Here is a 25,475-nt window from a genome sequence, read left to right as displayed (position 1 = left end):
CGCTCCCACGGAAGGGCTTGATCGGGAACAGAATATCTAGAGGGTATTGCGCTCTTCCACCATCCGGTCCCGATTGGCCAGCCCCGGGAACAGTTTTATCCACAGCCCGGTAACAATCAGCGTACCGACGCCGCCCAGCACGACAGCAGGCACTGTGCCCAGCCAGTGAGCCGTGGCCCCGGATTCAAACTCCCCCAACTGGTTGGACGCGCCGATAAACAGACCGTTAACCGCGCTCACCCGGCCACGCATCTCGTCCGGGGTCTCCAGTTGCACAAACGAAGCGCGAATCACCATGCTGATCATGTCCGCCGCGCCGAGTACCACCAGTACCGCCAATGAAAACCAGAACGAGGTCGACAGGCCGAAGGCGATGGTCGCAACGCCGAAGACCCCCACAGCGGTGAACATCACGCGCCCCACCTTGCGCTCCACCGGGAATCTGGCCAACCACAGTGACATCAGCAAGGCGCCGATCGCCGGTGCCGAACGCAACATGCCCAGACCCCAGGGGCCGGTCAGCAGAATATCCTTGGCAAACACCGGCAGCAGCGCCGTGGCCCCGCCCAGCAGCACGGCAAACAGGTCCAGGGAGATAGCGCCCAGCACGTCCGGGCGACTGCGAATAAAACGAATGCCCGCCAGCAATGAGTCCAGCGTGGCCTTGGCCTTGTTCAACGGCAACTGACGGGCTGGCAGGTTGCTCATCAGCAGTGCCGCAATCAGGTACAGCGCCACGCTCGGGCCATACACCCACACGCTGCCAAAGGCATACAACAGGCCGCCAAACGCCGGTGCGACGATGGTGGCCGATTGCTGTGCCGCTTGTGCCGCCGCCACGGCCCGGGGAAACAGTTCAACTGGCACGATGGAAGGTAGCAGCGCCTGGGTGGCAGGCATTTCGAAGGAGCGGGCCGCGCCGAGCAAAAACGCGAGGATAAAGATCATTTCCCGGGTGATATGGTCGCTGGCACTGCTAATGGCCAGTGTCAGGGCAATCATCGCCTGCAGTGACTGGCACACGGCGGCCACCCTGCGGCGGTCATAGCGGTCGGCCACATGCCCGGTGTGCAGCATGAACAGCAGGCGTGGAGCGAACTCGATCAAGCCCACCCAACCCAGGTCCATCACGTTGCCGGTGAGCTGATAGAGGTTCCAGCCGATGGCCACTGTCAGCATCTGAAATGCACTGGCGGTGAAGATGCGGGCAAACCAGAAGGCCACAAAGGGTCGGTGATGGCGTAGCAGAAGGGGCTGGCTGGTCATGTGGGAGGATCGTGCTGAAGGGGTGGGGGAGGCCGAGATTATCACTGTTTTGTAACAAATAATGACTCAAAACATCATGATCTCCGGGAGCCTGATAAGGGATTTCTGCGATTCCCTGCACTTCTTGCAACGGTCTATATCAAGGGCTGAGGCATCGTGTCACGCGACAACAAACCACATTAGCCGTGTGTCAGGAATGGACTACTCTTTCCACCATGCTTGATCCAGATCAAAACCTCTCCGGTTTTGTCTGAGTGGCCAGTCGGCCAGATCCCTTTTTGTTGTGGTTAAAAAGCGAGCAGCGATTCGCAGCGGCCATGGCTTGCGGGGAAGTTGGATCCGGGCGCGACGCTCGGGTCCTCAACGACCTGATACCTGATAGAGGAAGACTTATGTTCGGTTTGGAGGCTCTCGATCTCGCCCGAATTCAGTTCGCGTTTACCGTGTCGTTCCACATTCTTTTTCCCGCCATTACCATCGGTCTCGCCAGTTATCTCATGGTGCTCGAAGGCATGTGGCTGAAAACCCGTGACGACACCTACCGCGACCTGTACCACTTTTGGTCGAAGATATTCGCCGTCAACTTTGGGATGGGCGTGGTGTCGGGCCTGGTCATGGCCTATCAGTTCGGTACCAACTGGTCGAGGTTCTCGGACTTCGCCGGTGCTGTTACCGGGCCGCTACTGACCTATGAAGTACTCACCGCATTCTTCCTTGAAGCAGGTTTTCTGGGGGTCATGCTGTTTGGCTGGAACCGCGTCGGTCGCGGGATGCACTTTTTCTCGACCGTCATGGTGGCCATCGGCACACTGATCTCGACCTTCTGGATCCTGGCCTCCAACAGCTGGATGCAGACCCCGCAAGGTTTTGAAATCATCGATGGCCGAGTCATTCCGGTGGACTGGCTGGCGGTGATTTTCAACCCGTCGTTCCCTTACCGTCTGGCGCACATGGCCACGGCCGCCTTTGTTGCCACGGCATTTTTCGTCGGTGCCTCGGCCGCCTGGCACCTGTTGCGCGGTCGCAATACACCGGCCATTCGTCGCATGTTCTCGATGGCGATGTGGATGGCCCTGGTGGTTGCGCCGGTGCAGGCCTTTATTGGTGACGCCCACGGCCTGAATACCCTTGAGTATCAGCCGGTGAAAATCGCCGCGATCGAAGGTCACTGGGAAAACAAGCCGGGTGAACCGACGCCGCTGATTCTGTTCGGCATTCCCAACATGAAAACCGAGACCACGGACTACAAGATCGAGGTGCCATACCTGGGCAGCCTGATCCTGACCCATAGTCTGGACAAGCAGATCCCGGCCATGAAGGACTATCCGGCAGCGGATCGTCCGAACTCGACCATCGTGTTCTTCACCTTCCGCATCATGGTTGCGCTGGGCATGTTGATGATCTTTATCGGCCTGTGGAGCGTGTGGCTGCGTAAACGCGGCACCCTCTACGAGAACCGCTGGTTCTTGCGCCTGGTGCTGTGGATGGGGCCATCGGGCCTGATCGCGATCCTCGCGGGCTGGTTTACTACCGAGATTGGTCGTCAACCGTGGGTGGTCTACGGGCTGATGCGCACGGCTGATGCTTCGTCCAACCACAGCGTCACGCAAATGAGCATCACGCTGGTCATGTTTGTCGTGGTGTATTTCTCGCTGTTCGGTGTAGGTCTGGGCTACATGATGCGTCTGGTACGCAAGGGTCCGATCACCCACGAAGGCGATGACGAAACCCACGGTGGCCCAGGCCAGCAACGCACGCCTGCCCGTCCTCTGTCTGCAGCCCATGAGGGTACAGATGAAGGCCACAGCGACAGCCTGACGAAGGGGAATTGAGTCATGGGTATTGATCTGCCACTTATCTGGGCAATCATCATCATCTTCGGGATCATGATGTATGTGGTCATGGATGGTTTCGATCTGGGGATCGGCATCCTCTTTCCCTTTATCAAGGGCGAGAAAGATCGCGATGTGATGATGAACACGGTCGCCCCTGTCTGGGACGGTAACGAAACCTGGCTGGTACTGGGCGGCGCGGCGCTGTTCGGTGCCTTCCCGCTGGCCTACTCGGTCGTGTTGTCGGCGTTGTACCTGCCACTGATCCTGATGCTGATGGGCCTGATCTTCCGCGGCGTGGCCTTTGAGTTCCGCTTCAAGGCACGCCCGGAAAAACGCCATATCTGGGACAAGTCCTTTATCGGCGGTTCGCTGGTGGCGACGTTCTTTCAGGGCGTGGCATTGGGGGCCTTTATTGATGGCCTGCCGGTCGTCAATCGCCAGTACGCCGGTGGCGGGCTGGACTGGCTGTCACCGTTCACGGTGTTCTGCGGTATTGCCCTGATCGTGGCGTACGCCCTGCTGGGTTGCACCTGGCTGATCATGAAGACCGAAGGCGAACTGCAAGAGCGCATGCACAAACTGGGTCGCCCGCTGGCACTGGCCGTACTGGTGCTGATGGGCATTGTCAGCCTGTGGACGCCGCTGGCCCACACAGACATCGCGGCCCGCTGGTTTACCCTGCCTAACCTGTTCTGGTTCCTGCCGGTGCCGATCCTGGTGCTGGTGACCATGTACGGTCTGCTCAAAGCAATCGCGCGCAAGGCCCACTACACGCCGTTCCTGCTGACCCTGGTGCTGATATTCCTGGGTTACAGCGGCCTGGGCATCAGCCTGTGGCCGAATATCATTCCGCCTTCGATCTCGATCTGGGACGCGGCGGCACCGCCGCAAAGCCAGGGCTTCATGCTGGTGGGCACCCTGTTTATCATCCCGTTCATTCTGGGCTACACCTTCTGGAGCTACTACGTGTTCCGCGGCAAGGTGACCCACGAAGACGGTTATCACTAGTAGCAAGTGCCGCTGTGGCCTGAGGGCCACAGCCTTTTCCCCAAGAGGAGGCCCCACATGGCTGGCAAGGATTATCTACACGACGTGCAAGAATGCGAAAAGAAGCCTTTATGGCAACGCATAGGCTGGCTGCTGGTGATCTGGACCGGCAGTGTGGCCACCCTGGCAGTATTTGCCTGGCTGATCCGCATGTTCATGACGGCGGCAGGCATGAAAAGCCACTGACTTCCCATCCCGTTGCCTTGCGGCTACGGTTTTATGACCCGCTTCGGCGGGTTTTTTTTGTACTGTATTCTGTGGGAGCGAGCCTGCTCGCGATACAGGCGCTGCGCGCTTGTCGGTTCAATCGAGTCGGCGCTTTCGCGGGCACGCCCGCTCCCACAAGGGGCTTGCAAGGATTAGGTTTACTTGCGCGCCTTGAGGACCACGAACTTGGGCGTGGCGGCCACTTGCTCGACGCCACGGAACAGCTTGGCCAGCTTGCTGTGATAGCCCAGGTGGCGATTGCCGACGATATACAGCGCTCCGCCCACCACCAGCGCTTCACGCGCCTGCTGGAACATGCGCCAGGCCAGAAAATCCCCCACCACCTGTTGCTGGTGAAACGGCGGGTTGCACAGCACCACGTCCAGTGAGTCCGGTGCCTGGCTCGCCAGCCCGTCATCGGCCCGCACTGTCACTTCGCGATCACCCAGGGCCGCTTGCCAGTTTTCCCGGGCGGACTGCACGGCCATAAACGACTCGTCGACCAGCGTGTACTGCGCCTGCGGGTTGGCCAGTGCGCTGGCAATGGCGAGCACGCCGTTGCCGCAGCCCAGGTCGGCAACCCGGGCCGAGCCCAGGTTTTTCGGCAGGTGGGGCAGGAACGCCCGGGTACCGATATCCAGGTCTTCGCGGCAGAACACGTTGGCATGGTTGAGCAGCTCGATGGCCGGCTTGTCCAGTCGATAGCGGGTAGGGTAGGGCGAGGTAAATGGTCCCAGGCCCTGTGCTGTGGCGATCAGCAGCCGGGCCTTCTTGACCGCCAGCGAGGCATGCATCGGGCCGATATAACGCTCCAGCAAATCGCCAGCAGCCCGCGGCAGGTGCTTGACCATCGCGCCCGCGATCACTTGGGCACCCGGTGCCAGCTGACCTTGCAGGCGGATCAGTTGTTCTTCAAGCAAGGCCAGGGTCTTCGGCACGCGTACCAGCACGCAGTCGAATGGCCCTGCCAGTGGTTCACTGGCCGGAATGATCGAGACCGCATCGTAGGCATGGCCGTTGCGCACCAGGTTTTTTTCCAGCGCTTGCATGGCCAGGAAGGAGTCACTGCTGCTGGTGACCTGCATTGTGCCCACCAGGCTGATCGCCAGGGCCCCAAAGCTGTCATTGAGCACCAGCACCCGGCTGTTTGCGGGCAGCGCCTGTTCGGCCAAGTGATTAAGCAAATACTCATCCGCCGCATCAAAGGCCTGCAAGGGCTCGTTCTGCTGCTCGGGTTGGCGGATCAGGCGAAGTTGGGCGAAAGGGCTTTCTAGCACGGGCATTTATACAAACTCTGAGGAATCAACTGTTGCATGGCCTGCCCCTGAGGGCGTCTGGCAAGCAGAAGCGTCCGTGGGTTTTACAGGTGGCGGTGATTTTACTTTTATTTACCGAAGATTACCTGATGGGTTTATTGCCGCTGCGCAGGTCAGGCCTACAACAGGCCTGACTTGGCCGCCATGACCACCGCGGAGGTTTTGTTGTTGGCCCCCAGTTTTTTCATGGCGCTGCTGATGTGAAAGTTCACGGTACGGGTGCTCAGGCCCAGAATCATGCCGATGTCGGAAGCGATTTTACCTTCGGCAGTCCATTTCAATATCTCCAGCTCGCGACAAGACAGGCGGATGATATGAATCTCCAGCCGGTGATGAAGGTGGCAGCGCTCGAGCATGGCACTGTGCAGTTGGTTGCAGAGCCACAACACATTGGCAGCCTTATCTGAAAACTCGTCCTCGGTGACTGGCGTGCTTTTTCTGGCGAGGCTCAACATGCTCACAGCGCCATTGGGGTCGTGTACCGATTGCGACCAGCCATAGGTCAGCCCGCAGTTTTGCGTGGCTCTCCACTGGTCAGGCGTCTCACGAAAGACATCAGAACTCCAGATAATGGGCAGGATCGATAACTGGCAGTGGGTCAGCAGAGGGTTTTTTTGCGAGAGGTGACCTTTTTCATATCTATCGACATAATCATTTGGATAGTTTGTAATTACTTTGCTATTCGTTGTGATGTTTCCAAGGCGAGGAATCATTCGAAAGAAGAAAAAGTCAAAGCCGTATTCTTCTATTTGTTTGAGTGTGTTTGAACAGAGTTCAGCCTCGCTTATGCAAGAAAGGTAATGGTTTTTACTGATTGAATGATGTGCGGTCATAAGGCGCTCCTGCGGCCCGGCAGTAAGTAAGCGGTGTTGTGAGATGGCCCGTTAAGAAGATTTTAGGTGCTGTTTCGAATAATGCTAATTATTCGAAAGTAGGGGTTGGTATGTGAAAACTTTGTTAGTTGTAGATGTGGGTGCTCATGTAATAACAGTATCTAATTATACGTTTTCGGGTGTTTCTATATAGCAGTTGCGTGGGGTTAACGGCACCGGATCCAAAAGCTCAATGCAAAGCTATCTTTCCGGCTGCAGTCCGGGCGGTGTTTGCGATGCGGCTGGATGCCGTAAAGCCATCACAAACCATCGGTTTTTCTCAGGCCCTCTTTGCGCGACACTAGGGCATTCGCCATTGGAGTGCCCCATGACTGCCACTGCAGAAAAATTCACCCAACAGACGCTTCTCGACGTCACACCGCTGACGCCCAGCCTGTTCACGTTGCGTACCACACGTGATCCGGGTTTTCGCTTTCGCGCAGGGCAATTCGCCAGGCTGGGGGTGACCAAGGCCGATGGCAGCACGGTGTGGCGCGCCTATTCAATGGTCTCTTCCCCCCATGACGAGTTTCTGGAGTTCTTTTCGATCGTGGTGCCAGGCGGGGAATTTACCAGTGAGCTCAGTCGCCTGGAAGTGGGTGACACCTTGTTGGTGGAGCGTCAGGCCTACGGCTTCCTGACTCTTGACCGCTTTGTCGACGGTCGTGACCTGTGGCTGTTGGCGACCGGCACTGGCATCGCGCCTTTCCTCTCGATCCTGCAGGATTTTGAGGTGTGGGAAAAGTTCGAGCGCATCGTGCTGGTTTACAGCGCCCGCCATGCCTGCGAAATGGCCTATCAGGAACTGATCGCCGGGCTATGCAGCCGTGAATACCTGGCCGACTATGCGCACAAATTTATCTACATACCGGTGGTTACCCGGGAGCAGGTACCCGGTGCATTGAACGGGCGCATTACTGCATTGATCGAAAATGGCGAACTTGAACACGCCGCAGGTATTGAATTGAGCAGTGAGCACTCACGGGCCATGTTGTGCGGTAACCCGCAAATGATCGATGACACGCGCAAGTTGCTCAAGGCACGGGACATGCAGTTGAGTCTGAGCCGCCGGCCAGGTCAAGTTGCTGTTGAGAACTATTGGTAGTTGTTTTGTATTGTGTGTGACATGGAAAAACAAAGGCGCCCCTGAGGGCGCCGTTGTTTTTATTGAGCACTTATGGCCGGTTATTTTGAACTTTGAGCAAGTCGCGAATTTCGCCCAGTAGTTCCTCTTCTTTAGAGGGCAGCGGTGGTACGCTCGGAGCGACCGCCTCTTCGCGTTTCAGGCGGTTGATTGCCTTTACACCCATAAAGATAGCGAACGCGACGATGATAAAGTCGATCACGCTCTGGATGAATTTGCCGTAGGCCACAACCACTGCTGGCGCATCGCCAACGGCGGCTTTCAGCGTAATGGCCAGGTCACTGAAGTCGACTCCGCCAATCAGCAACCCCAGTGGTGGCATGACCACGTCCCCCACAAAGGACGAAACGATTTTGCCGAATGCCGCGCCGATAATGATACCGACGGCCATATCGACCACGTTCCCTTTGACCGCGAAGGCCTTGAACTCACTTATCACGCCCATAGGTTATTCCTTGTTACAGATGAGGTTGGTGGGTGCAGTGTAAATCAGCATGGCTGATCTTGCCCGTACAGCTGTTTGCGGGTAAGCAATCGACCCGTTTGGCCGTGAGAAGTTTTCTATTGGCTTTCACTACGCGATTGAATGGCGCAATACCAGACCTTTTTCTCAATGGCCGGCTTGAGACCTTTCTATTTAGAGTTTGCGTTGCATGCCTCTAGCCTTTGGTCAGCGCTCCATTGCGCAACCAATAACCAGAGGACTTACGCATGACCACCCCCCTAGGCTTCGGCGCGCTTTCACAGCGCCGCCTGCTGTGTGTATTAAGCGCCAGCCTGCTGTCGGTTACAGCCCAGGCCGCCACACTGACCCGTGACAACGGTGCCGCTGTCGGTGACAACCAGAACTCCCAGACGGCAGGGGCCAATGGTCCGGTTCTGCTGCAAGACGTGCAGCTGCTGCAAAAGCTGCAGCGTTTTGATCGCGAGCGTATCCCGGAGCGAGTTGTTCACGCTCGTGGCACAGGCGCACACGGCACGTTTACAGTCACCAATGACTTGAGCGACCTGACCAAGGCCAAAGTATTTGCCAAAGGCGAAACCACCCCGGTGTTTGTGCGTTTCTCGGCCGTGGTACACAGCGCCCACTCACCAGAAACCCTGCGTGACCCACGGGGTTTTGCCACCAAGTTCTACACCGCGGACGGCAACTGGGACCTGGTGGGTAACAACTTCCCCACCTTCTTTATCCGTGATGCGATCAAGTTCCCGGACATGGTTCACGCCTTCAAGCCTGACCCGCGTACCAACCTGGATGACGACTCGCGCCGTTTCGACTTCTTCTCTCACGTACCGGAAGCCACACGCACCCTGACCGAGCTGTACTCCAACGCGGGTACCCCCGCCAGTTACCGGGAAATGGATGGTAACGGTGTACACGCCTACAAACTGGTCAATGCCAAGGGGGACGTGCGCTATGTGAAGTTTCACTGGAAGAGCCTGCAGGGGTTGAAAAACCTTGATCCGAAACAAGTGACGCAGGTTCAGGGCCAAGACTACAGCCACATGACCAACGATCTGGTTACGCATATCAATAAGGGTGACTTCCCCAAGTGGGACTTGTATGTGCAGGTCCTCAAGCCTGAAGACTTGAAAACCTTTGATTTCGACCCGCTGGATGCCACCAAGATCTGGCCTAACGTGGCTGAGCGAAAAGTCGGGCAAATGGTCCTGAACCGCAACCCGGCCAATGTCTTCCAGGAAACCGAGCAGGTCGCCATGGCCCCGGCCAACCTGGTACCAGGTATCGAGCCTTCCGAAGACCGTCTGTTGCAGGGCCGGGTGTTCTCCTATGCCGATACGCAGATGTACCGCCTGGGTGCCAATGCCATGCAATTGCCGATCAACGCCCCCCGGGTCGCGGTAAACAATGGCAACCAGGACGGCGCGATGAACCTGGGCCACACCACGTCGGGGGTGAACTACCAGCCAAGCCGCTTGATGCCGCGTGAAGAGCCGCAAGCTGCGCGCTACAGCGAAATGCCATTGGCGGGTACTACCCAGCAAGCGAAGATTCAGCGTGAGCAGAACTTCAAGCAGGCCGGTGATCTTTACCGTTCATTCAGCCAGAAAGAGCGTCAGGATTTGATTGAAAGCTTCGGTGGTTCGCTGGCAACTACAGACGATGAAAGCAAGCACATCATCCTGTCGTTCCTTTACAAGGCCGACCCTGAGTACGGCACTGGCGTAGCCAAAGTGGCCAAGGGCGATCTGAGTCGGGTCAAGGCGCTGGCTGCCAAGCTGGCGGATTAACCCGCAGCCCTCACCCCGATCCTCTCCCTTTTGGAGGGTCGGGGTGAGGGCTTTTGATTCAGGAGAGAAGCATGCGAACGTTTATTTCCCTGGCCTTGCTGTTTTTCAGCGGCCTGAGCCTGGCCGATGGGGCCGACACCCGGGGCCAGCTTCAGGATTACTTTTTTGATGCCGCCCGTCGTGGCGATGTGCCAATGCTCGAGACCTTTATCGAATCCGGCTACACCCTCGATATTCAAGACAGCAAAGGCTATACCGCGCTGATTCTGGCTGCCTATAACGGCCAGCCCAAGGCGGTGGAGCATTTGCTCAAGGCAGGTGCCAATGCCTGCGTGCAGGACAAACGCGGTAACACGGCCCTGATGGGGGCGATTTTCAAGGGTGAACTCAAGATTGCCCACCGCCTGATGGCAGCCGACTGCAACCCTGATCAGCGCAATGGTGCAGGGCAGACGGCAGCCATGTATGCGGGCCTGTTCCAGCGGGTTGAGCTGCTGGGGGAGTTGTCGCGCAAAGGCGCCGACCTGAATGCTGAAGATGCATCGGGCAACAGTGCCGCCCGGCTGGCCGATGGCGAAATCCGCATGCCGGTGACGCGCTGATCCAGGCTCAGTGGGCTATCATCGCGGTTTTTCCGTGGAGTTCAGATGGCCAAGCCCAAGCGCATTTACGGCTGCACCGAGTGCGGCGCAACTTTCCCCAAGTGGGCCGGGCAGTGCGGCGAGTGCGGCGTCTGGAACACCCTGGTGGAAACCATCGTTGAAAGCGGGGCTGCGGCGCCGCCCAGCGGCCGTACCGGCTGGACCGGACAACAGGCCCAGCTCAAGACCCTGGCCGAAGTCAGCATCGAGGAACTACCGCGCTTCTCCACCGCTTCTGGCGAGCTGGATCGGGTGCTTGGCGGCGGTCTGGTGGATGGCTCGGTGGTGTTGATCGGTGGCGATCCGGGGATCGGCAAATCCACCATCCTGCTGCAAACCTTGTGTCAGATGGCTACACGCATGCCTGCGTTGTACGTCACCGGCGAGGAGTCCCAGCAGCAAGTGGCCATGCGCGCCCGGCGCCTGGGGCTGCCGCAGGATCAGCTCAAGGTGATGACCGAAACCTGCATTGAAAGCATCATCGCCACTGCCAAGCTGGAAAAGCCCAAGGTCATGGTCATCGACTCGATTCAGACCATCTTTACCGAGCAACTGCAATCAGCACCGGGCGGCGTGTCGCAAGTGCGTGAAAGTGCGGCCTTGCTGGTGCGTTATGCCAAGTCCAGCGGCACGGCGATTTTCCTGGTGGGCCATGTGACCAAAGAAGGCGCATTGGCCGGGCCGCGGGTGCTGGAGCATATGGTGGATACCGTACTGTATTTCGAGGGTGAATCCGACGGGCGGCTGCGCTTGCTGCGGGCAGTGAAAAACCGTTTTGGCGCGGTCAACGAGCTGGGCGTATTCGGTATGACCGACAAAGGCCTGAAGGAAGTTTCCAACCCTTCCGCAATTTTCCTTACCCGCGCCCAGGAAGAAGTCCCTGGCAGTGTGGTGATGGCCACCTGGGAAGGGACTCGCCCGATGCTGGTGGAGGTGCAGGCGCTGGTGGACGACAGCCATATGTCTAACCCGCGGCGGGTGACCCTGGGCCTGGACCAGAATCGTCTGGCCATGTTATTGGCCGTATTGCACCGACACGGCGGTATTCCAACCCACGATCAGGATGTTTTCCTGAACGTGGTGGGCGGGGTCAAGGTGCTGGAAACCGCATCGGACCTGGCGCTGATGGCCGCCGTGATGTCCAGCCTGCGTAATCGTCCGTTGCCCCATGATCTGCTGGTGTTCGGTGAAGTCGGCCTGTCGGGTGAGGTGCGCCCTGTGCCAAGCGGCCAGGAGCGGCTCAAGGAAGCGGCCAAGCACGGTTTCAAGCGCGCCATCGTGCCCAAGGGCAATGCGCCCAAGGAGTCGCCGCCGGGGCTGAAAGTCATTGGCGTTACCCGTCTGGAACAGGCGTTGGATGCGTTGTTCGAATAAGCGTTCAAAGGTGTAAAAAATCTGCAAGGGTTGGGCGCGGTATCGGGCTGACAGCCTGGGACAGACAGCGGCGTTGCACGAAAAAAATGTGCAGCACCGCCTGCCAAAAAACCGCAAAAGAAGGCTCTAGACCAATGTTGGGGGCTGGTCTTTAAAGCCAGTAGCGCTAAACTCCGGGTGCAGTCTTTCTTGTCCAACTGGCCGGAATTAAAAAAATGAATAATAAAAATAGCCTGCTCCGCCACATCCCGTGGCTGGTGCTGGCAATTGTAGGAGCCTGCGCCCTTGGCGTAGTGGCATTGCGCCGGGGCGAGGCGATCAACGCCTTGTGGATTGTTGTGGCAGCTGTTGCCATTTATCTGGTTGCTTACCGTTATTACAGCCTGTTTATCGCCACCAAGGTGATGCAACTGGACTCCAGCCGCGCAACACCTGCGGTGCTCAACAACGACGGTCTGGACTATGTGCCGACCAACAAACACATTCTCTTTGGTCACCACTTTGCCGCCATTGCTGGCGCTGGCCCTCTGGTCGGGCCGGTATTGGCCGCGCAAATGGGTTACCTGCCGGGCACACTCTGGCTGATCGCCGGCGTGGTACTGGCCGGTGCGGTGCAGGACTTCATGGTCCTGTTCATGTCCACCCGCCGCAACGGTCGCTCCCTGGGCGATATGGTGCGTGAGGAAATGGGCAAGATCCCGGGCACCATCGCGCTGTTTGGCTGCTTCCTGATCATGATCATCATCCTCGCGGTGCTGGCGCTGATCGTGGTCAAGGCCCTGGCCGAGAGCCCGTGGGGCATGTTCACGGTGATGGCGACCATCCCGATCGCGATGTTCATGGGCATTTACATGCGCTACATCCGCCCGGGCCGCATAGGTGAAATCTCCATCGTCGGTGTGCTGCTGCTACTTGGCTCCATCTGGCTGGGGGGCCAGATTGCGGCGAGCCCCGAGTGGGCGCCGGTGTTCACCTTTACCGGTACGCAAATCACCTGGATGCTCATCGGCTACGGCTTTGTTGCGGCGGTTCTGCCGGTATGGCTGGTACTGGCACCTCGTGACTATCTGTCGACCTTCCTCAAGATCGGCACTATCGTTGCGCTGGCCATCGGCATCCTGGTCACCATGCCCGAGCTGAAAATGCCCGCGCTGACCCAGTTCACCGACGGCACCGGCCCGGTCTGGAAAGGCGGCCTGTTCCCGTTCCTGTTCATCACCATTGCCTGCGGTGCGGTATCGGGCTTCCATGCGCTGATTTCTTCGGGTACTACGCCAAAACTGCTGGATAACGAAAGCAACGCCCGTTATATCGGTTACGGCGGTATGCTGATGGAGTCCTTCGTGGCCATTATGGCGATGGTTGCTGCTTCGGTGATCGAGCCGGGTGTGTACTTCGCCATGAACAGCCCGGCAGCGATTGTCGGCGGTGACGTGGTTACCGTTGCGCAAAACATCACCAACTGGGGCTTTGCCATTACCCCGGATGCGTTGACCGCGCTGGCCAAGGACATCGGTGAAACCACCGTCCTGGCACGTGCCGGCGGTGCACCGACCCTGGCGGTGGGTATCGCGCAGATCCTGCACAACGTGTTGCCGGGTGAAAACACTATGGCGTTCTGGTATCACTTCGCCATTTTGTTCGAAGCCCTGTTTATCCTGACCGCAGTTGACGCCGGTACCCGTGCCGGTCGCTTTATGCTGCAAGACTTGCTGGGCAGCTTTGTGCCTGCACTCAAACGTACCGAGTCCTGGGGCGCCAACTTGCTGGCCACCGGCCTGTGTGTGGCGATGTGGGGCTACCTGCTGTATCAGGGCGTGATCGATCCACTGGGCGGCATCAACACCCTGTGGCCGCTGTTCGGTATCTCCAATCAGATGCTGGCGGGTATCGCGCTGATGCTGGCAACCGTTGTGCTGATCAAAATGAAGCGCCAGCGCTACATTTGGGTGACCATGCTGCCAGCCGTCTGGCTGCTGATCTGCACCACCGTGGCAGGCTTTATCAAGCTGTTCGACGCCAACCCGGCAGTGGGCTTCCTGTCCCTGGCCAACAAATACAGCACTGCGCTGGAAGCCGGCCAAGTGATTGCCCCGGCGAAAAACATCGACCAGATGCAACATGTGATCATCAACGCCTACACCAACGCCGGTCTGACCGTGCTGTTTCTGTTCGTGGTGTTCAGCATTCTGTTCTTTGCGATCAAAGTGGGTGTCGCTGCATGGGGCAGCAAAGAACGTACGGATAAAGAGTCGCCGTACCAAGCCATGCCAGATGCTTGATAGAGGGTTGCAACCATGTTCAATGACCTGAGTCGCCTCGGTAAATACCTCGGTCAGGCCGCACGCCTGATGGTCGGCATGCCCGACTACGACAACTACGTCGAGCATATGCAAACCAAGCACCCGGACAAGCCGGTGATGAGCTACGAGGCGTTCTTTCGTGAACGCCAGGAAGCGCGTTACGGCGGCAAGGGCGGGCCCAAGTGTTGTTAACCCGTCAGGGCTGAGCTGTATCTGACTGTGGGAGCGGGCTTGCTCGCGATAAGAACGGCGCGGTGTGTCAGTGACACCGTGTCGCCTGAATCGCGAGCAAGGCCGCTCCCACATTTGTTTTTGCGTTATGTTTAAGGAGGCACTGCATGACCTCTCCAATCCCCGTCACCATTCTCAGCGGCTTCCTGGGGGCCGGTAAAACCACCTTGTTGCGTTATTTGCTCAAGGCAGAACACGGCCTGAAAATCGCCGTGATCGAAAACGAATTCAGCGATGCCGGGATCGACACCCAACTGTTGGGGGACGAGCCGGTGCAAGTCATGACCCTGGCCAATGGCTGTGTGTGCTGCACCATCCACACCGACCTGACCAAGGCGCTGTTCCTGCTGCTTGAGCGTCTGGACAATGGCGAAATTGCCTTCGACCGCCTGGTGATCGAGTGCACCGGCCTGGCCGACCCGGCACCGGTGGCGCAAACCTTCTTTATCGATGAAGAGCTGCGCGAGCGTTATCTGCTGGACGGCATTATTACCCTGGTGGATGCAGCCCACGCCGATGTGCATTTGAGTCAGACCATTGCCCAGGCGCAGATCGGTTTTGCTGACCGCTTACTGGTGAGCAAGCGCGATCTGGTGGATGACGCCACCTTTGATGCCTTGAGCGAGCGTTTGACCCGTATCAACCGCCGGGCGCCGATCCGCGTGGTTGAGCACGGCAAGATCGATCTGGCCGAATTACTGGATGTGCGCGGGTTTAACCTCAACGCAGACTTGGGGGGTGGCCTGAGCTTGCGCCCGGTACAGCCTGCGGCTTCTATCGATCGTATCTCCAGTCTGGTGCTACGCACCGATAAGCCGCTGGATATCGACAGCCTTAGCGCCTTCATGAACGAGCTGCTGGAAGAGCACGGCAAGCAATTGCTGCGCTACAAAGGCGTGCTGAGCATTGCCGGTGAAGATCGCAGGCTGGTGTTTCAGGGGGTGCTCAAGTTGTATGGCTTTGATTGGGACACCGAGTGGGCCGAAGGTGAAGCCCGTGAAAGTGTGATGGTGTTTATTGCCGATGATTTGCCAGAGGCCAAGATTCGCGAGGGTTTTGCCCGGCTTGGGGTTTGAGTGATAGCTGACCCTCTCCCTCCGGGAGAGGGTCAGGGGCTTTTGATTTTTTTGTCTTACTGCAATAACAGGTGTTTCGCACAACTTCACGGTTGTAAAATCAATAGGGCACATTTCTTTCAATAATATTTAAAAGAAATACCATTTTTTTATGTTCGGCTGTTTCACCAAGATAGTAATGAGGTGAGCCTTTGGCTTTTCTTACGCCGATATACTTGTTGTTATGGGTTTTAAGTGTGATAAGGGTATGGGGTTCACTCAAGTTCCTCTCTGTCACTGTTCGGTTGTTTTGATCGAGTAGTGTGAAGGCAAGTGGATGCTTTAGTGTCGGACTTCTCGCATAGAGTATATCCATATGGTTCATGGCCAGCCGGTGCCGGTCATACTGGCCAGGGTGTTTGATATGTATTTCATAGCCCTTGGCGGTATGCCGGAAATAAAGCTTGAGCGTAGCCTTGATCCCGCCTGTGGCGTGGGCTTGAATGCCCATGGCTGCGGAGTCGTCCCTCCACTGTGGTTTGCCGGAGAAGACACCGCCACTGCCCAGCAAGTCAGTTACTATGACCGACTGGCCATGAAGAGCCCCTAAAAGATGAAGGTTATGGTTCGGTATATGCAAGGTGGCGATAAAGGAGTGTTGCGAATCGTTAGTCATTGTCTGAACTCTGCAGTTGGTAAGAATGCATAAATTCAGACTAGGCTGTTATTGTTCGGGGGGAGCGGCCAAGTGTTTCAAAATAACAGATGCAATAAAAAGCCCGGCTTGAAAGCCGGGCTTTTTATTCAGCTATTTGCGATCAGTTGCCGTATACCGGCAGCTTGGCGCAGATGGCTTTGACTTTCTCGCGAACGGCGTCGATAACGGCTTCGTTGTTGATATCTGCCAGGATGTCGCAGATCCAGCCAGCCAGCTCACGGCACTCTTCAACTTTGAAGCCGCGAGTGGTGACAGCTGGAGTACCGAAACGCAGACCCGAAGTGACGAACGGGGAGCGTGGATCGTTTGGTACGGAGTTTTTGTTTACGGTGATAAAGGCTTTGCCCAGAGCCGCGTCGGCGTCTTTACCGGAGATTTCCTGCTTGATCAGCGACAGCAGGAACAGGTGGTTTTCAGTACCGCCCGAAACCACGTCAAAACCGCGCTCGATAAATACCGAAGCCATGGCCTGAGCGTTTTTTACCACTTGTTGCTGGTAAGCCTTGAACTCTGGTTGCAGAGCTTCTTTGAAGCACACGGCCTTGGCCGCGATAACGTGCTCCAGCGGGCCGCCTTGCGAACCCGGGAAAACAGCCGAGTTCAGCTTTTTCTCGATGTCGGCGTTGGCCTTGGCCAGGATCAGGCCACCACGTGGACCGCGCAGGGTCTTGTGGGTAGTGGTGGTCACTACGTCAGCGAATGGAACCGGGTTCGGGTAAACGCCAGCAGCCACCAGACCGGCTACGTGTGCCATGTCCACGAACAGGTAGGCGCCAACCTTGTCCGCGATAGCGCGGAAACGTGGGAAGTCCAGAACCTGCGAGTAGGCAGAGAAGCCAGCCACGATCATTTTTGGCTTGTGCTCAACGGCCAGGCGCTCAACTTCGTCGTAGTCGATCAGGCCATTGGCGTCGATGCCGTACTGGATGGCGTTGTACAGCTTGCCCGAAGACGAAACGCTGGCACCGTGGGTCAGGTGACCGCCGTGAGCCAGGCTCATGCCCAGGATGGTGTCGCCAGCCGACAGCAGGGCCAGGTAAACGGCGCTGTTGGCCTGGGAACCGGCGTGCGGTTGAACGTTGGCGTAATCGGCGCCGAACAGTTCTTTTGCACGGTCGATAGCCAGTTGCTCTACCACGTCTACGTATTCGCAGCCGCCGTAGTAGCGCTTGCCAGGGTAGCCTTCGGCGTATTTGTTGGTCAGAACCGAGCCTTGAGCTTCCATCACCGCTGGGCTGGTGTAGTTTTCCGAAGCGATCAGCTCAATATGTTCTTCCTGGCGCTGAGCTTCTTGCTCCATGGCGGCAAAAAGGTCGGCGTCGAACTTGGCAAGTGTCAAATCACGGCTGAACATGGCGGTCCTCAAGGATCGGGGGCAGAAAAGGAGGGCATTCTAACTCAATGGGTTTTATCTGGCATATGAATGCGATTCACGGTGAGCAACTATGAGCTTCAAGCTTGTAGATCCGCGCTTGCCGCTTGCAGTTGCTCCACCAATTGGCCCGCCGGCATCGGTCGCCCGAACAGATAGCCTTGCACTTCGTCGCAACCGTGTTCACGCAAGAAATCCAGCTGCTCGTGGGTCTCTACACCTTCGGCGATTACCGCAAGGTTCAGGCTGTGGGCCATGGCGATAATGGCCCTGGCGATTTGCGCGTCCTGCTCGCCGGAGGGCAGGCCGTCGACAAAGGTACGGTCGATTTTCAGTACGTCGATGGGGAATTGCTTGAGGTAGTTGAGCGACGAATAACCGGTGCCAAAGTCGTCCACGGCAATGCTCAGGCCGAGGTTTTTCAGGCTGGCCAGGATATGCAGCGCTTCGCTGACCTCGCGCATGAGGATGCTTTCGGTCAGCTCAAGCTCCAGGCAGGCCGGGGACAGGCCGGTTTCCTTGAGGATATTGGCAATGCGCGTACCCAACTGGCCGTCGGAGAACTGGCGCGCTGATATGTTGACCGAGACTTTGGGCACGCGAACCTTGGCCTGATGCCAGAGCTTGAGCTGGCGACAGGCCTCGGCCAGCACCCAGTCGCCGACTTCGACCACCAGCCCCAGTTCTTCGAGTACCGGGATAAAGTCGCCGGGTGGCACCAGCCCGCGCCTTGAGTGATTCCAGCGCAACAGTGCCTCAACGCCGGTCAGACGTTTGCCGTCGCCGCTGAACTGCGGCTGGTAATAAAGAATGAATTCCTGCTGCTCCAGGGCATGACGCAGGTCGCTTTCCAGTTCAAGGCGCTCAAGAGCGCTGGCGTTCATGTCTGCCTGGTAGAACTGGAAGTTGTTTTTGCCGCGCTCCTTGGCGTGATACATCGCGGTATCGGCGTTTTTCATCAACTGGCTGAGTTCGTTGCCGTCTTGCGGGCTCAAGGCAATACCAATACTGGCGGTTACAAAGAACTCGCGGCTTTCGAGTACAAAGGGCTTTACCAGACTGGCGAGGATCTGTTCGGCCACATTGATAGCGCGGTTCAAGGCCTTCTGACGGGTGGTGCGAGGCTGCAGAAGCAGGGTGAACTCGTCACCGCCCATGCGCGCCACAGTATCGTCGTCACCCACACAGGCAAGCAGGCGGATGGCCATGTCCTTGAGCATGCGGTCGCCGGCTGCGTGGCCCAGGGAGTCGTTGATCGGTTTGAAGCGGTCGAGGTCAAGAAACATCAGCACCACCCACGACTTGTTGCGCTCGGCCTGTTGCAGCGCGGTGTGCAGACGGTCCTGGAACAGGGTGCGATTGGGCAGGTGAGTCAGGGCGTCGTAGTAGGCCAGGCGGTGGATTCGCTGTTCGCTGGCCTTGCGCTCGCTGATATCACTGAAGAAGCACACATAGCTGGCCAGATCGCCTTCATCATCGAGCACTGCCGTGATGCCGACCCAGGCCGGGTAGTGTTCGCCGTTCAGGCGCTTGAGCCAGACTTCACCCTCCCATGTGCCGTGCAAATGCAGTTGCTTGAGCACATAGGCGAGGTGTGCGCGTTGTTGGTCATCGACAGTGAGCATGCTTGGTAGCTGGTCGAGGACTTGTGCGACGGCGTAACCGCTGACCCGGCTGAAAGCCTCGTTGGCTTGCACGATATAGCCTGCAGGGTCGGTAATAAGGATGGCCGAGGTGGAGTGTTCAAAAACCGTGGCGGCCATGCGCAGGTCTTTTTCGGCACGGCGTTGCTGGCTCATGTCGCGACCAACACCCAGAATGCCTTCAAAACCGTCGTCTTCATCCCATACCAGCACCAGGCGCAGTTCGATGGGCACCTTGTGCCCGTCAGCGCGCAGGCAGTCGAACAGAAACAGCTGGGTTTGCACCTGAGCACGCAAAGCCGACAGTTGCTGGGGCTTGTGCAGTGCGCCACGGATACGCTCGATCAGGTTGTAGATACCCTCCAGCTGTTGCGGCGTGGCAATAATAGACTGCCAGCCATTGTCGAATACCCATTGTGCGTCATAGCCCAGTACAGTCTGTATGGAGGGGCTGAGGTAGTTCATGCGCAGCGAGCTGTCAGTGGAGAAAATCACGTCGCTGATGCTTTCGGCCAGCATCCGGTAGCGTTGCTCGCTGTCGCGCAATGACTCGCTGGCTTCAATCTGGTCGGTGATGTCCTTGGCCACCCCTACAATTCGCGAGACTTGATCACCGGTATGACGGGCAAAGGCTTGCTCACGGATGTCAAAGCGCCGCCAGGTACCCTGCTGATGGCGAAACCGCAGTTGGCATTGCATCAGTTGCTTGTAGCCGTTTTCCTGCTGCTCTTTGCGCAACTGGTGATAGCGCTCGGCGTCTTCAGGGTGCAACAGCAACTCCCAGAAGTAAGCGCCCATTTCCTGCAGTTCAACAGCGCTATAGCCCAGGGTCTGGCCAAGGTGATGGTTGCTGAAAATGATCCGCTGGCTGATTACATTTTGTACATAAAGATGGTCGGGAACGGTTCGCACCACATCGGACCAGAAGCTTTCGCGCTCTTGCAGGGACAGTTCGATCAACTTGCGGCTGGTGATATCACTGATGCTCAAAATGACGGCATGGTAGTCCTGCTGATCCACAGGCAGACGCAGCACCAGCCATAAGTGCTGGTCGCGACCGCTGGCATCGGTCAGTTTTATTTCCAGCTCAAGCTGTTGCTGCTGGTCGAGCACGGCCTCGACGACCTGATAGCCAATGGCTGAACTGCTCAGCGGGCAGCCGTTGATCAGCTTGTGCCAGGCACCTTCTCCTGAATCGACCTCCAGCAGCTGCATGGCTACCTGGTTGACTTCGGTGATGCGCAGTTGCTCGAATAACTGGCGACGATGTTCCGGATGATCGCTGAGCCAATGCTTGAGGGCATCAGTGTCATGGAGTTTTTCGCGCTCAAGAAACCCTGGCAGGCTGGACAGGTCGAGCACGCAGAGGGCGACCCCGGTGCCTTCAAAAATATCGTGGTAACGCCGGCGGCCTTCATGCAACTGGCGCTGGCGGCGGCGCATGTTTAACAGCGCCATAATGGGCAGCAACGAAAACACCAAGCCGAGCAGGCATTTGCCGATCAGTCCGGGCAGCAGCTGCTCGATTGCCTGGCGGTCATTGAACAGCCCGCGCAGTTGCCAGTCGCTGTGGCTGATAGCTGCCAGCAGTACGGTGTCGTCTTCATCGCGCTGGCTCAGGGCCGAGGGGGGCGAGACGTTTTTATCCGCGCGGCTGAGTACCTTGCGGGTCTGGCTGTTTTCCACCAGCCACTGCGGCCGGTTGCTGCTGTTGGCGTTCTGATGCGTGAGGTTTTGCAGCAGGTCCGGGCTCATGCGCAGCAGCCAGTAGCCGTCGATGGCGCCGCTGGGCTGGCGCAGCAACAGGTAGATGATGCTGGCATCACTGTTGTTGCTGAAGTAGTAACCTTCAGTGCGGTTGCGCGACGGGCTGCGTTTGACCCAGTCGGCCAGATACGCAGCGTCGGGGCTGGTCCCGGTACTGTCGAGCAACACTTCGCCGGCCGGACTGAGCAGGGCCAGGCTTTGCAGGGATGGCAAGGACTGGCCCAGTTGCTTGACCAGCGCCTGTTGCTGGCGCTGGTTTCTTGGCGACTTGTCTACGGGCAGCAGATTGAGCGCGGTTTCGGCCCGCAAGGCCATGCTCAGGCCGATATGGTCGGCCAGGTCGGCGCTGTAGTTGATGCTGGTCTGGCGCTCTTGCTGCAGGGTTTCCTGAAACTGCTCGACCAACAGCCAGAACAGCATCGCCAGCAGCAGTAAAACCAGGGTCGCCAATGCACTTTTCAACGTTCCGCGCACAGGTGTCCCGAGTAATTGGCTGGACGCTTTGACACGAGTGGGCGGGGTGACATTGGGCAACTTGTGATCCTGCGATTTGGCGGCAATGGCGCGAGGCCCCCTAAAGGCGCCAAGCATGCCTTGGGTTGTGGCAAAGTGCCAGTCCTCTGGTCTGCGCTGGTTTGCCCTGCATCACGCATTCAGGTAGATTCTGGGGTCTACATTTGTGCTTTTTCTGCGAGCAGGCATTGATCTCGATCAGTCCCTGACTTTCTGCTATGGCCTGATCCGGGCATTGCTCGCGCCTTATTCACCCGTCACTGACCCTAGGTTATCCATGGCTCAATACGTTTTCACCATGCATCGGCTGAGCAAAGTTGTTCCGCCGAAGCGGGAAATCCTGAAAAACATCTCCCTGTCGTTTTTCCCGGGGGCCAAAATCGGCGTACTCGGCTTGAACGGTTCGGGTAAATCCACCCTGTTGAAAATCATGGCAGGCGTTGACACCGAGTTCGACGGCGAAGCCCGTCCGATGCCGGACCTGAACATCGGTTACCTGCCGCAGGAACCGCAGCTGGATCCGAGCAAAACCGTACGCGAAGTGGTTGAAGAAGCCGTTAGCGTGATCAAGGACGCTCAGGCGCGTCTTGATCAAGTGTATGCCGAATATGCCGACCCTGATGCCGACTTCGACAAGCTGGCCGCAGAACAGGCCAAGCTCGAAGCGATCCTGCAAGCAAGCGACGGGCACAACCTTGAGCGCCAGCTGGAAGTTGCAGCCGATGCGCTGCGCCTGCCGGCCTGGGATGCCAAGGTAGAGCACCTGTCGGGTGGTGAGAAGCGCCGTGTTGCCCTTTGTCGCCTGCTGCTGTCGGCCCCGGACATGCTGCTGCTCGATGAACCGACCAACCACCTGGATGCCGATTCGGTCGCCTGGCTGGAGCACTTCCTGCACGACTTCCCGGGTACCGTGGTTGCGATTACGCACGACCGTTACTTCCTGGATAACGTAGCGGGCTGGATTCTGGAGCTTGACCGCGGTGCGGGCATTCCTTACGAGGGCAACTATTCGGGCTGGCTGGAAGCCAAGTCCGATCGTCTGGCCCAGGAATCCAAGCAGCAGTCGGCCCATGAAAAGGCCATGAAAGACGAGCTGGAATGGGTTCGCAAAGGTGCCAAGGCGCGTCAGTCCAAGTCCAAGGCCCGTCTGCAACGTTTCGAAGAACTGCAGTCGCAGGAATTCCAGAAGCGCAGCGAAACCAACGAAATCTACATCCCGGCCGGTCCGCGCCTGGGTGACAAGGTTATCGAGTTCAAGAACGTCTCCAAGGGTTACGGCGATCGCGTGCTGATCGACAACCTGTCGTTCGCCATGCCCAAAGGCGCCATTGTTGGCGTGATCGGTGGTAACGGTGCCGGTAAATCGACCCTGTTCCGCATGCTGATGGGCAAGGAACAGCCGGATTCGGGCAGCATCGAAATCGGTGAAACCGTGCAACTGGCGTGCGTTGACCAGAGCCGTGACGACCTGGATGGCAGCAAGACGGTGTTCCAGGCGATTTCTGACGGTTCCGATGTGATCCGTATTGGTAACTATGAAATCCCGTCGCGTACCTATGTAGGTCGTTTCAACTTCAAAGGTGGCGATCAGCAGAAGTTCGTCAAGGATCTGTCCGGTGGTGAGCGTGGTCGCCTGCACCTGGCCCTGACCTTGAAAGAGGGCGCCAACGTGCTGCTGCTCGACGAACCGTCCAACGACCTTGACGTTGAGACATTGCGTTCGCTTGAAGAAGCACTGCTGGACTTCCCTGGCGCCGCCATTGTGATCTCTCACGATCGGTGGTTCCTTGACCGCGTCGCGACTCACATCCTGGCGTACGAAGACGACTCGCAGGCGATCTTCTTCGAAGGTAACTACACCGAGTACGAAGCTGACCGTAAAAAGCGCCTCGGCGAAGCGGCTACCCTGCCGCACCGTGTGCGTCACAAAAAACTGGCCCAGTAAGGGCAGTTTGCATAACAGAACGGCGCCTTCGGGCGCCGTTTTTTTTGCGCATCACAAACCTTTTCCCCCTCCCACAATGGGATTTTGGCGTTTATAAGTTGGTGCGAAACTGGGTACAAGAAGTATTTTTTTGGTGCGCAAAAGCCCGATAAATCGGTGCTATTTATATAAATGCACCATTTAAATTCATAACTGCGACATTTTGCGCTGTCGCGGTGCCACATGAATTGATAAAGTTCCGGTCAATCTCCGTTTAACGACAATAAATTTGCCGAGACTTACCATGATCGAATCCGTCGACCAGTTCCTTGCCCGCCTGAAAAAACGTGACCCTGACCAACCAGAATTCCACCAGGCAGTGGAAGAGGTCCTTCGCAGTCTGTGGCCGTTTCTTGAAGCCAATCCGCATTATCTGACTTCAGGGATTCTTGAGCGCATTTGCGAACCAGAGCGTGCGATCGTGTTCCGCGTTTCGTGGGTAGATGACGAAGGCAAAGTGCGGGTCAACCGCGGCTTCCGTATCCAGATGAACAGCGCCATTGGTCCGTACAAGGGCGGTCTGCGTTTTCATCCGTCGGTGAATCTGGGCGTCCTCAAGTTTCTGGCCTTTGAGCAAACCTTCAAGAACTCCCTGACCTCGTTGCCCATGGGCGGCGGCAAGGGCGGTTCGGACTTCAATCCCAAGGGCAAGAGCGACGCCGAAGTCATGCGTTTCTGCCAGGCCTTTATGAGCGAGCTGTATCGCCATATCGGTTCGGATGTTGATGTGCCAGCAGGCGACATCGGTGTCGGCGCCCGCGAAATCGGCTTTATGTTTGGTCAGTACAAGCGCCTGAGCAACCAGTTCACCTCCGTGTTGACCGGCAAAGGCATGAGCTACGGTGGCAGCCTGATCCGTCCTGAAGCTACCGGCTTTGGTTGTGTGTACTTCGCCCAGGAAATGCTCAAGCGCAGCGGCCAGCGCATCGACGGCAAGCGCGTGGCGATTTCGGGCTCGGGCAACGTGGCGCAATACGCCGCGCGCAAGGTCATGGACCTGGGCGGCAAGGTTATTTCGCTGTCGGATTCCGAAGGCACGCTGTATTGCGAAGCCGGTTTGAGCGAAGAGCAGTGGGAAGCGCTCATGGAACTGAAAAACGTCAAGCGCGGCCGTATCAGCCAGTTGGCGGGGCAGTTCGGGGTTGAATTCCTGGCAGGGCAGCACCCGTGGAGCCTGGCGTGTGATATCGCGCTGCCATGCGCTACCCAGAATGAGCTGGACGCTGAAGCGGCCCGTACGTTGCTGGCCAATGGCTGCGTGTGCGTGGCTGAAGGTGCGAACATGCCGACCACCCTGGAAGCGGTCGATCTGTTTATCGAAGCAGGTATTTTGTTTGCACCGGGCAAGGCATCCAACGCCGGTGGCGTGGCGGTGAGCGGGCTGGAAATGTCGCAAAACGCCATGCGTCTGCTGTGGACGGCCGGCGAAGTGGACAGCAAGTTGCACAACATCATGCAGTCGATCCACCACGCTTGCGTGCACTACGGCGAGGAAAACGGGCGGATCAACTACGTAAAAGGCGCGAACATTGCCGGTTTCGTCAAAGTTGCCGACGCAATGCTGGCCCAAGGCGTGGTGTAACCCCATCCTGTGGGAGCGGGCAAGCCCGCTCCCACATTGGGGCTGTCTATTTTGCAAGCGTCTTGTGTTCAGCCAGTTCCTGTTCGATAAAGGCCGCGATCATGGCGCGGTAGACGCTTTCAGTGACGTCCGGGTTGGCGCCCAGCTCATCGGCCAACGTCCGCACCTTGCCAATCACCTGCTCAACCCGCTGCGGCGCCCTGACCGCATCGCTGTCTTTTTTAAACCGCGCCGCCTGCGATACGTAAGCCCCGCGCTCGGCGATCAGGCCGACAATCTGGTGATCCAGCCCGTCGATTTTCTCGCGCACCTGCTCGAGGGAATCACAATTAACAACCATGTCTTGAAAACT

At 57.7% G+C, this 25,475-nt stretch carries 20 protein-coding genes; 12 read left to right on the top strand and 8 right to left on the bottom strand.

The features are described from left to right. Positions 1 to 36: 36 nt before the first annotated feature. The gene (locus ACP7BE_RS11725) at positions 37 to 1,266 is read right to left on the bottom strand and encodes an MFS transporter (protein WP_095018390.1); all 1,230 of its coding nucleotides are present in this window, start codon (positions 1,264 to 1,266) and stop codon (positions 37 to 39) included. A 392-nt stretch (positions 1,267 to 1,658) separates the two neighbouring features. Between ACP7BE_RS11725 and ACP7BE_RS11720 the strand changes: the two genes are divergently transcribed. From ACP7BE_RS11720 to ACP7BE_RS11710, 3 genes are read left to right on the top strand one after another with little or no spacing between them, the layout of a single operon-like run. Next, entirely contained in the window at positions 1,659 to 3,098 is a 1,440-nt protein-coding gene (locus tag ACP7BE_RS11720; RefSeq protein WP_094999371.1) for a cytochrome ubiquinol oxidase subunit I, read from the top strand. Between the two features lie 3 nt (positions 3,099 to 3,101). Next, positions 3,102 to 4,109: a cytochrome d ubiquinol oxidase subunit II gene (gene cydB / locus ACP7BE_RS11715; protein WP_095018389.1), complete on the top strand. Its 1,008-nt coding sequence runs from the start codon at positions 3,102 to 3,104 to the stop codon at positions 4,107 to 4,109. Between the two features lie 57 nt (positions 4,110 to 4,166). Then, positions 4,167 to 4,334: a DUF2474 domain-containing protein gene (locus ACP7BE_RS11710; RefSeq protein ID WP_016779358.1), complete on the top strand. Its 168-nt coding sequence runs from the start codon at positions 4,167 to 4,169 to the stop codon at positions 4,332 to 4,334. 179 nt (positions 4,335 to 4,513) lie between these two features. Here ACP7BE_RS11710 and ACP7BE_RS11705 read toward each other — a convergent pair whose 3' ends face one another. Together ACP7BE_RS11705 and ACP7BE_RS11700 are read right to left on the bottom strand one after the other, a co-directional pair. After that, entirely contained in the window at positions 4,514 to 5,638 is a 1,125-nt protein-coding gene (locus tag ACP7BE_RS11705; protein ID WP_426105913.1) for a methyltransferase, read from the bottom strand. A 152-nt stretch (positions 5,639 to 5,790) separates the two neighbouring features. After that, positions 5,791 to 6,504: a helix-turn-helix transcriptional regulator gene (locus ACP7BE_RS11700; protein ID WP_426105911.1), complete on the bottom strand. Its 714-nt coding sequence runs from the start codon at positions 6,502 to 6,504 to the stop codon at positions 5,791 to 5,793. A gap of 367 nt (positions 6,505 to 6,871) precedes the next feature. Between ACP7BE_RS11700 and ACP7BE_RS11695 the strand changes: the two genes are divergently transcribed. Continuing rightward, positions 6,872 to 7,648, top strand: coding sequence for a ferredoxin--NADP reductase (locus tag ACP7BE_RS11695; RefSeq protein ID WP_094999367.1), 777 nt, complete (start codon positions 6,872 to 6,874; stop codon positions 7,646 to 7,648). A 70-nt stretch (positions 7,649 to 7,718) separates the two neighbouring features. On the opposite strand, the gene mscL is transcribed toward ACP7BE_RS11695, so the two are convergent. Then, a complete protein-coding gene (gene mscL / locus ACP7BE_RS11690) occupies positions 7,719 to 8,132 on the bottom strand; it encodes a large-conductance mechanosensitive channel protein MscL (protein WP_094999366.1) in 414 nt (137 codons plus the stop codon). A gap of 266 nt (positions 8,133 to 8,398) precedes the next feature. Here mscL and katB point away from each other — a divergent pair, with 266 nt between their 5' ends. From katB to yjiA, 6 genes are all read left to right on the top strand, one after another. Beyond that, entirely contained in the window at positions 8,399 to 9,940 is a 1,542-nt protein-coding gene (katB, locus tag ACP7BE_RS11685; RefSeq protein WP_095018387.1) for a catalase KatB, read from the top strand. Between the two features lie 71 nt (positions 9,941 to 10,011). After that, the gene (locus ACP7BE_RS11680) at positions 10,012 to 10,542 is read left to right on the top strand and encodes an ankyrin repeat domain-containing protein (protein WP_150628297.1); all 531 of its coding nucleotides are present in this window, start codon (positions 10,012 to 10,014) and stop codon (positions 10,540 to 10,542) included. 45 nt (positions 10,543 to 10,587) lie between these two features. Next, positions 10,588 to 11,955 (top strand): DNA repair protein RadA, encoded by a 1,368-nt coding sequence (gene radA / locus ACP7BE_RS11675; protein WP_083369766.1) that lies wholly within the window; start codon positions 10,588 to 10,590, stop codon positions 11,953 to 11,955. A gap of 215 nt (positions 11,956 to 12,170) precedes the next feature. After that, entirely contained in the window at positions 12,171 to 14,237 is a 2,067-nt protein-coding gene (locus tag ACP7BE_RS11670) for a carbon starvation CstA family protein (protein WP_094999363.1), read from the top strand. 15 nt (positions 14,238 to 14,252) lie between these two features. Continuing rightward, positions 14,253 to 14,450 carry a YbdD/YjiX family protein gene (locus ACP7BE_RS11665; RefSeq protein ID WP_007937254.1) on the top strand — a complete coding sequence of 66 codons (198 nt, stop codon included), beginning with the start codon at positions 14,253 to 14,255 and terminating at the stop codon, positions 14,448 to 14,450. Positions 14,451 to 14,596: 146 nt separating this feature from the next. Then, entirely contained in the window at positions 14,597 to 15,565 is a 969-nt protein-coding gene (yjiA, locus tag ACP7BE_RS11660; RefSeq protein WP_153400103.1) for a GTPase, read from the top strand. 100 nt (positions 15,566 to 15,665) lie between these two features. Here yjiA and ACP7BE_RS11655 read toward each other — a convergent pair whose 3' ends face one another. The 3 genes from ACP7BE_RS11655 to ACP7BE_RS11645 all read right to left on the bottom strand — a co-directional run bounded on the left by ACP7BE_RS11655 (position 15,666) and on the right by ACP7BE_RS11645 (position 21,578). Continuing rightward, positions 15,666 to 16,220 carry a hypothetical protein gene (locus tag ACP7BE_RS11655; protein WP_426105906.1) on the bottom strand — a complete coding sequence of 185 codons (555 nt, stop codon included), beginning with the start codon at positions 16,218 to 16,220 and terminating at the stop codon, positions 15,666 to 15,668. A gap of 142 nt (positions 16,221 to 16,362) precedes the next feature. Then, complete coding sequence (glyA, locus tag ACP7BE_RS11650; RefSeq protein WP_088378929.1) at positions 16,363 to 17,616, bottom strand: serine hydroxymethyltransferase; 1,254 nt, start codon at positions 17,614 to 17,616, stop codon at positions 16,363 to 16,365. Positions 17,617 to 17,714: 98 nt separating this feature from the next. Further along, positions 17,715 to 21,578 (bottom strand): sensor domain-containing protein, encoded by a 3,864-nt coding sequence (locus ACP7BE_RS11645; protein ID WP_094999966.1) that lies wholly within the window; start codon positions 21,576 to 21,578, stop codon positions 17,715 to 17,717. Between the two features lie 256 nt (positions 21,579 to 21,834). Between ACP7BE_RS11645 and ettA the strand changes: the two genes are divergently transcribed. Both ettA and gdhA read left to right on the top strand, forming a co-directional pair. After that, positions 21,835 to 23,502, top strand: a complete 1,668-nt coding sequence (gene ettA, locus ACP7BE_RS11640) for an energy-dependent translational throttle protein EttA (RefSeq protein ID WP_094999360.1) — start codon at positions 21,835 to 21,837, stop codon at positions 23,500 to 23,502. A 283-nt stretch (positions 23,503 to 23,785) separates the two neighbouring features. Continuing rightward, on the top strand, positions 23,786 to 25,123 hold the full coding sequence (gene gdhA / locus ACP7BE_RS11635; RefSeq protein WP_095024965.1) for an NADP-specific glutamate dehydrogenase: 1,338 nt from the start codon (positions 23,786 to 23,788) through the stop codon (positions 25,121 to 25,123). A 46-nt stretch (positions 25,124 to 25,169) separates the two neighbouring features. Here gdhA and ACP7BE_RS11630 read toward each other — a convergent pair whose 3' ends face one another. Then, positions 25,170 to 25,463 carry a chorismate mutase gene (locus ACP7BE_RS11630; protein WP_095021253.1) on the bottom strand — a complete coding sequence of 98 codons (294 nt, stop codon included), beginning with the start codon at positions 25,461 to 25,463 and terminating at the stop codon, positions 25,170 to 25,172. Positions 25,464 to 25,475: the final 12 nt, after the last annotated feature.

Source organism: Pseudomonas sp. TWR1-1-3, assembly GCF_049896805.1.
In the GTDB taxonomy this organism is placed as follows: domain Bacteria; phylum Pseudomonadota; class Gammaproteobacteria; order Pseudomonadales; family Pseudomonadaceae; genus Aquipseudomonas; species Aquipseudomonas bubulae.
This window is presented reverse-complemented; position numbering and strand designations above follow the sequence as displayed.

Coding starts and splice junctions, on each gene's coding strand:
- ACP7BE_RS11655 (WP_426105906.1), bottom strand. CDS start 16,220: ATGACTAACGATTCGCAACACTCCTTTATCGCCACCTTGCATATACCG.
- ACP7BE_RS11680 (WP_150628297.1), top strand. CDS start 10,012: ATGCGAACGTTTATTTCCCTGGCCTTGCTGTTTTTCAGCGGCCTGAGC.
- ACP7BE_RS11630 (WP_095021253.1), bottom strand. CDS start 25,463: ATGGTTGTTAATTGTGATTCCCTCGAGCAGGTGCGCGAGAAAATCGAC.
- ettA (WP_094999360.1), top strand. CDS start 21,835: ATGGCTCAATACGTTTTCACCATGCATCGGCTGAGCAAAGTTGTTCCG.
- ACP7BE_RS11705 (WP_426105913.1), bottom strand. CDS start 5,638: ATGCCCGTGCTAGAAAGCCCTTTCGCCCAACTTCGCCTGATCCGCCAA.
- ACP7BE_RS11700 (WP_426105911.1), bottom strand. CDS start 6,504: ATGACCGCACATCATTCAATCAGTAAAAACCATTACCTTTCTTGCATA.
- mscL (WP_094999366.1), bottom strand. CDS start 8,132: ATGGGCGTGATAAGTGAGTTCAAGGCCTTCGCGGTCAAAGGGAACGTG.
- ACP7BE_RS11720 (WP_094999371.1), top strand. CDS start 1,659: ATGTTCGGTTTGGAGGCTCTCGATCTCGCCCGAATTCAGTTCGCGTTT.
- gdhA (WP_095024965.1), top strand. CDS start 23,786: ATGATCGAATCCGTCGACCAGTTCCTTGCCCGCCTGAAAAAACGTGAC.
- yjiA (WP_153400103.1), top strand. CDS start 14,597: ATGACCTCTCCAATCCCCGTCACCATTCTCAGCGGCTTCCTGGGGGCC.
- ACP7BE_RS11710 (WP_016779358.1), top strand. CDS start 4,167: ATGGCTGGCAAGGATTATCTACACGACGTGCAAGAATGCGAAAAGAAG.
- ACP7BE_RS11670 (WP_094999363.1), top strand. CDS start 12,171: ATGAATAATAAAAATAGCCTGCTCCGCCACATCCCGTGGCTGGTGCTG.
- ACP7BE_RS11665 (WP_007937254.1), top strand. CDS start 14,253: ATGTTCAATGACCTGAGTCGCCTCGGTAAATACCTCGGTCAGGCCGCA.
- katB (WP_095018387.1), top strand. CDS start 8,399: ATGACCACCCCCCTAGGCTTCGGCGCGCTTTCACAGCGCCGCCTGCTG.
- ACP7BE_RS11725 (WP_095018390.1), bottom strand. CDS start 1,266: ATGACCAGCCAGCCCCTTCTGCTACGCCATCACCGACCCTTTGTGGCC.
- radA (WP_083369766.1), top strand. CDS start 10,588: ATGGCCAAGCCCAAGCGCATTTACGGCTGCACCGAGTGCGGCGCAACT.
- cydB (WP_095018389.1), top strand. CDS start 3,102: ATGGGTATTGATCTGCCACTTATCTGGGCAATCATCATCATCTTCGGG.
- ACP7BE_RS11695 (WP_094999367.1), top strand. CDS start 6,872: ATGACTGCCACTGCAGAAAAATTCACCCAACAGACGCTTCTCGACGTC.
- glyA (WP_088378929.1), bottom strand. CDS start 17,616: ATGTTCAGCCGTGATTTGACACTTGCCAAGTTCGACGCCGACCTTTTT.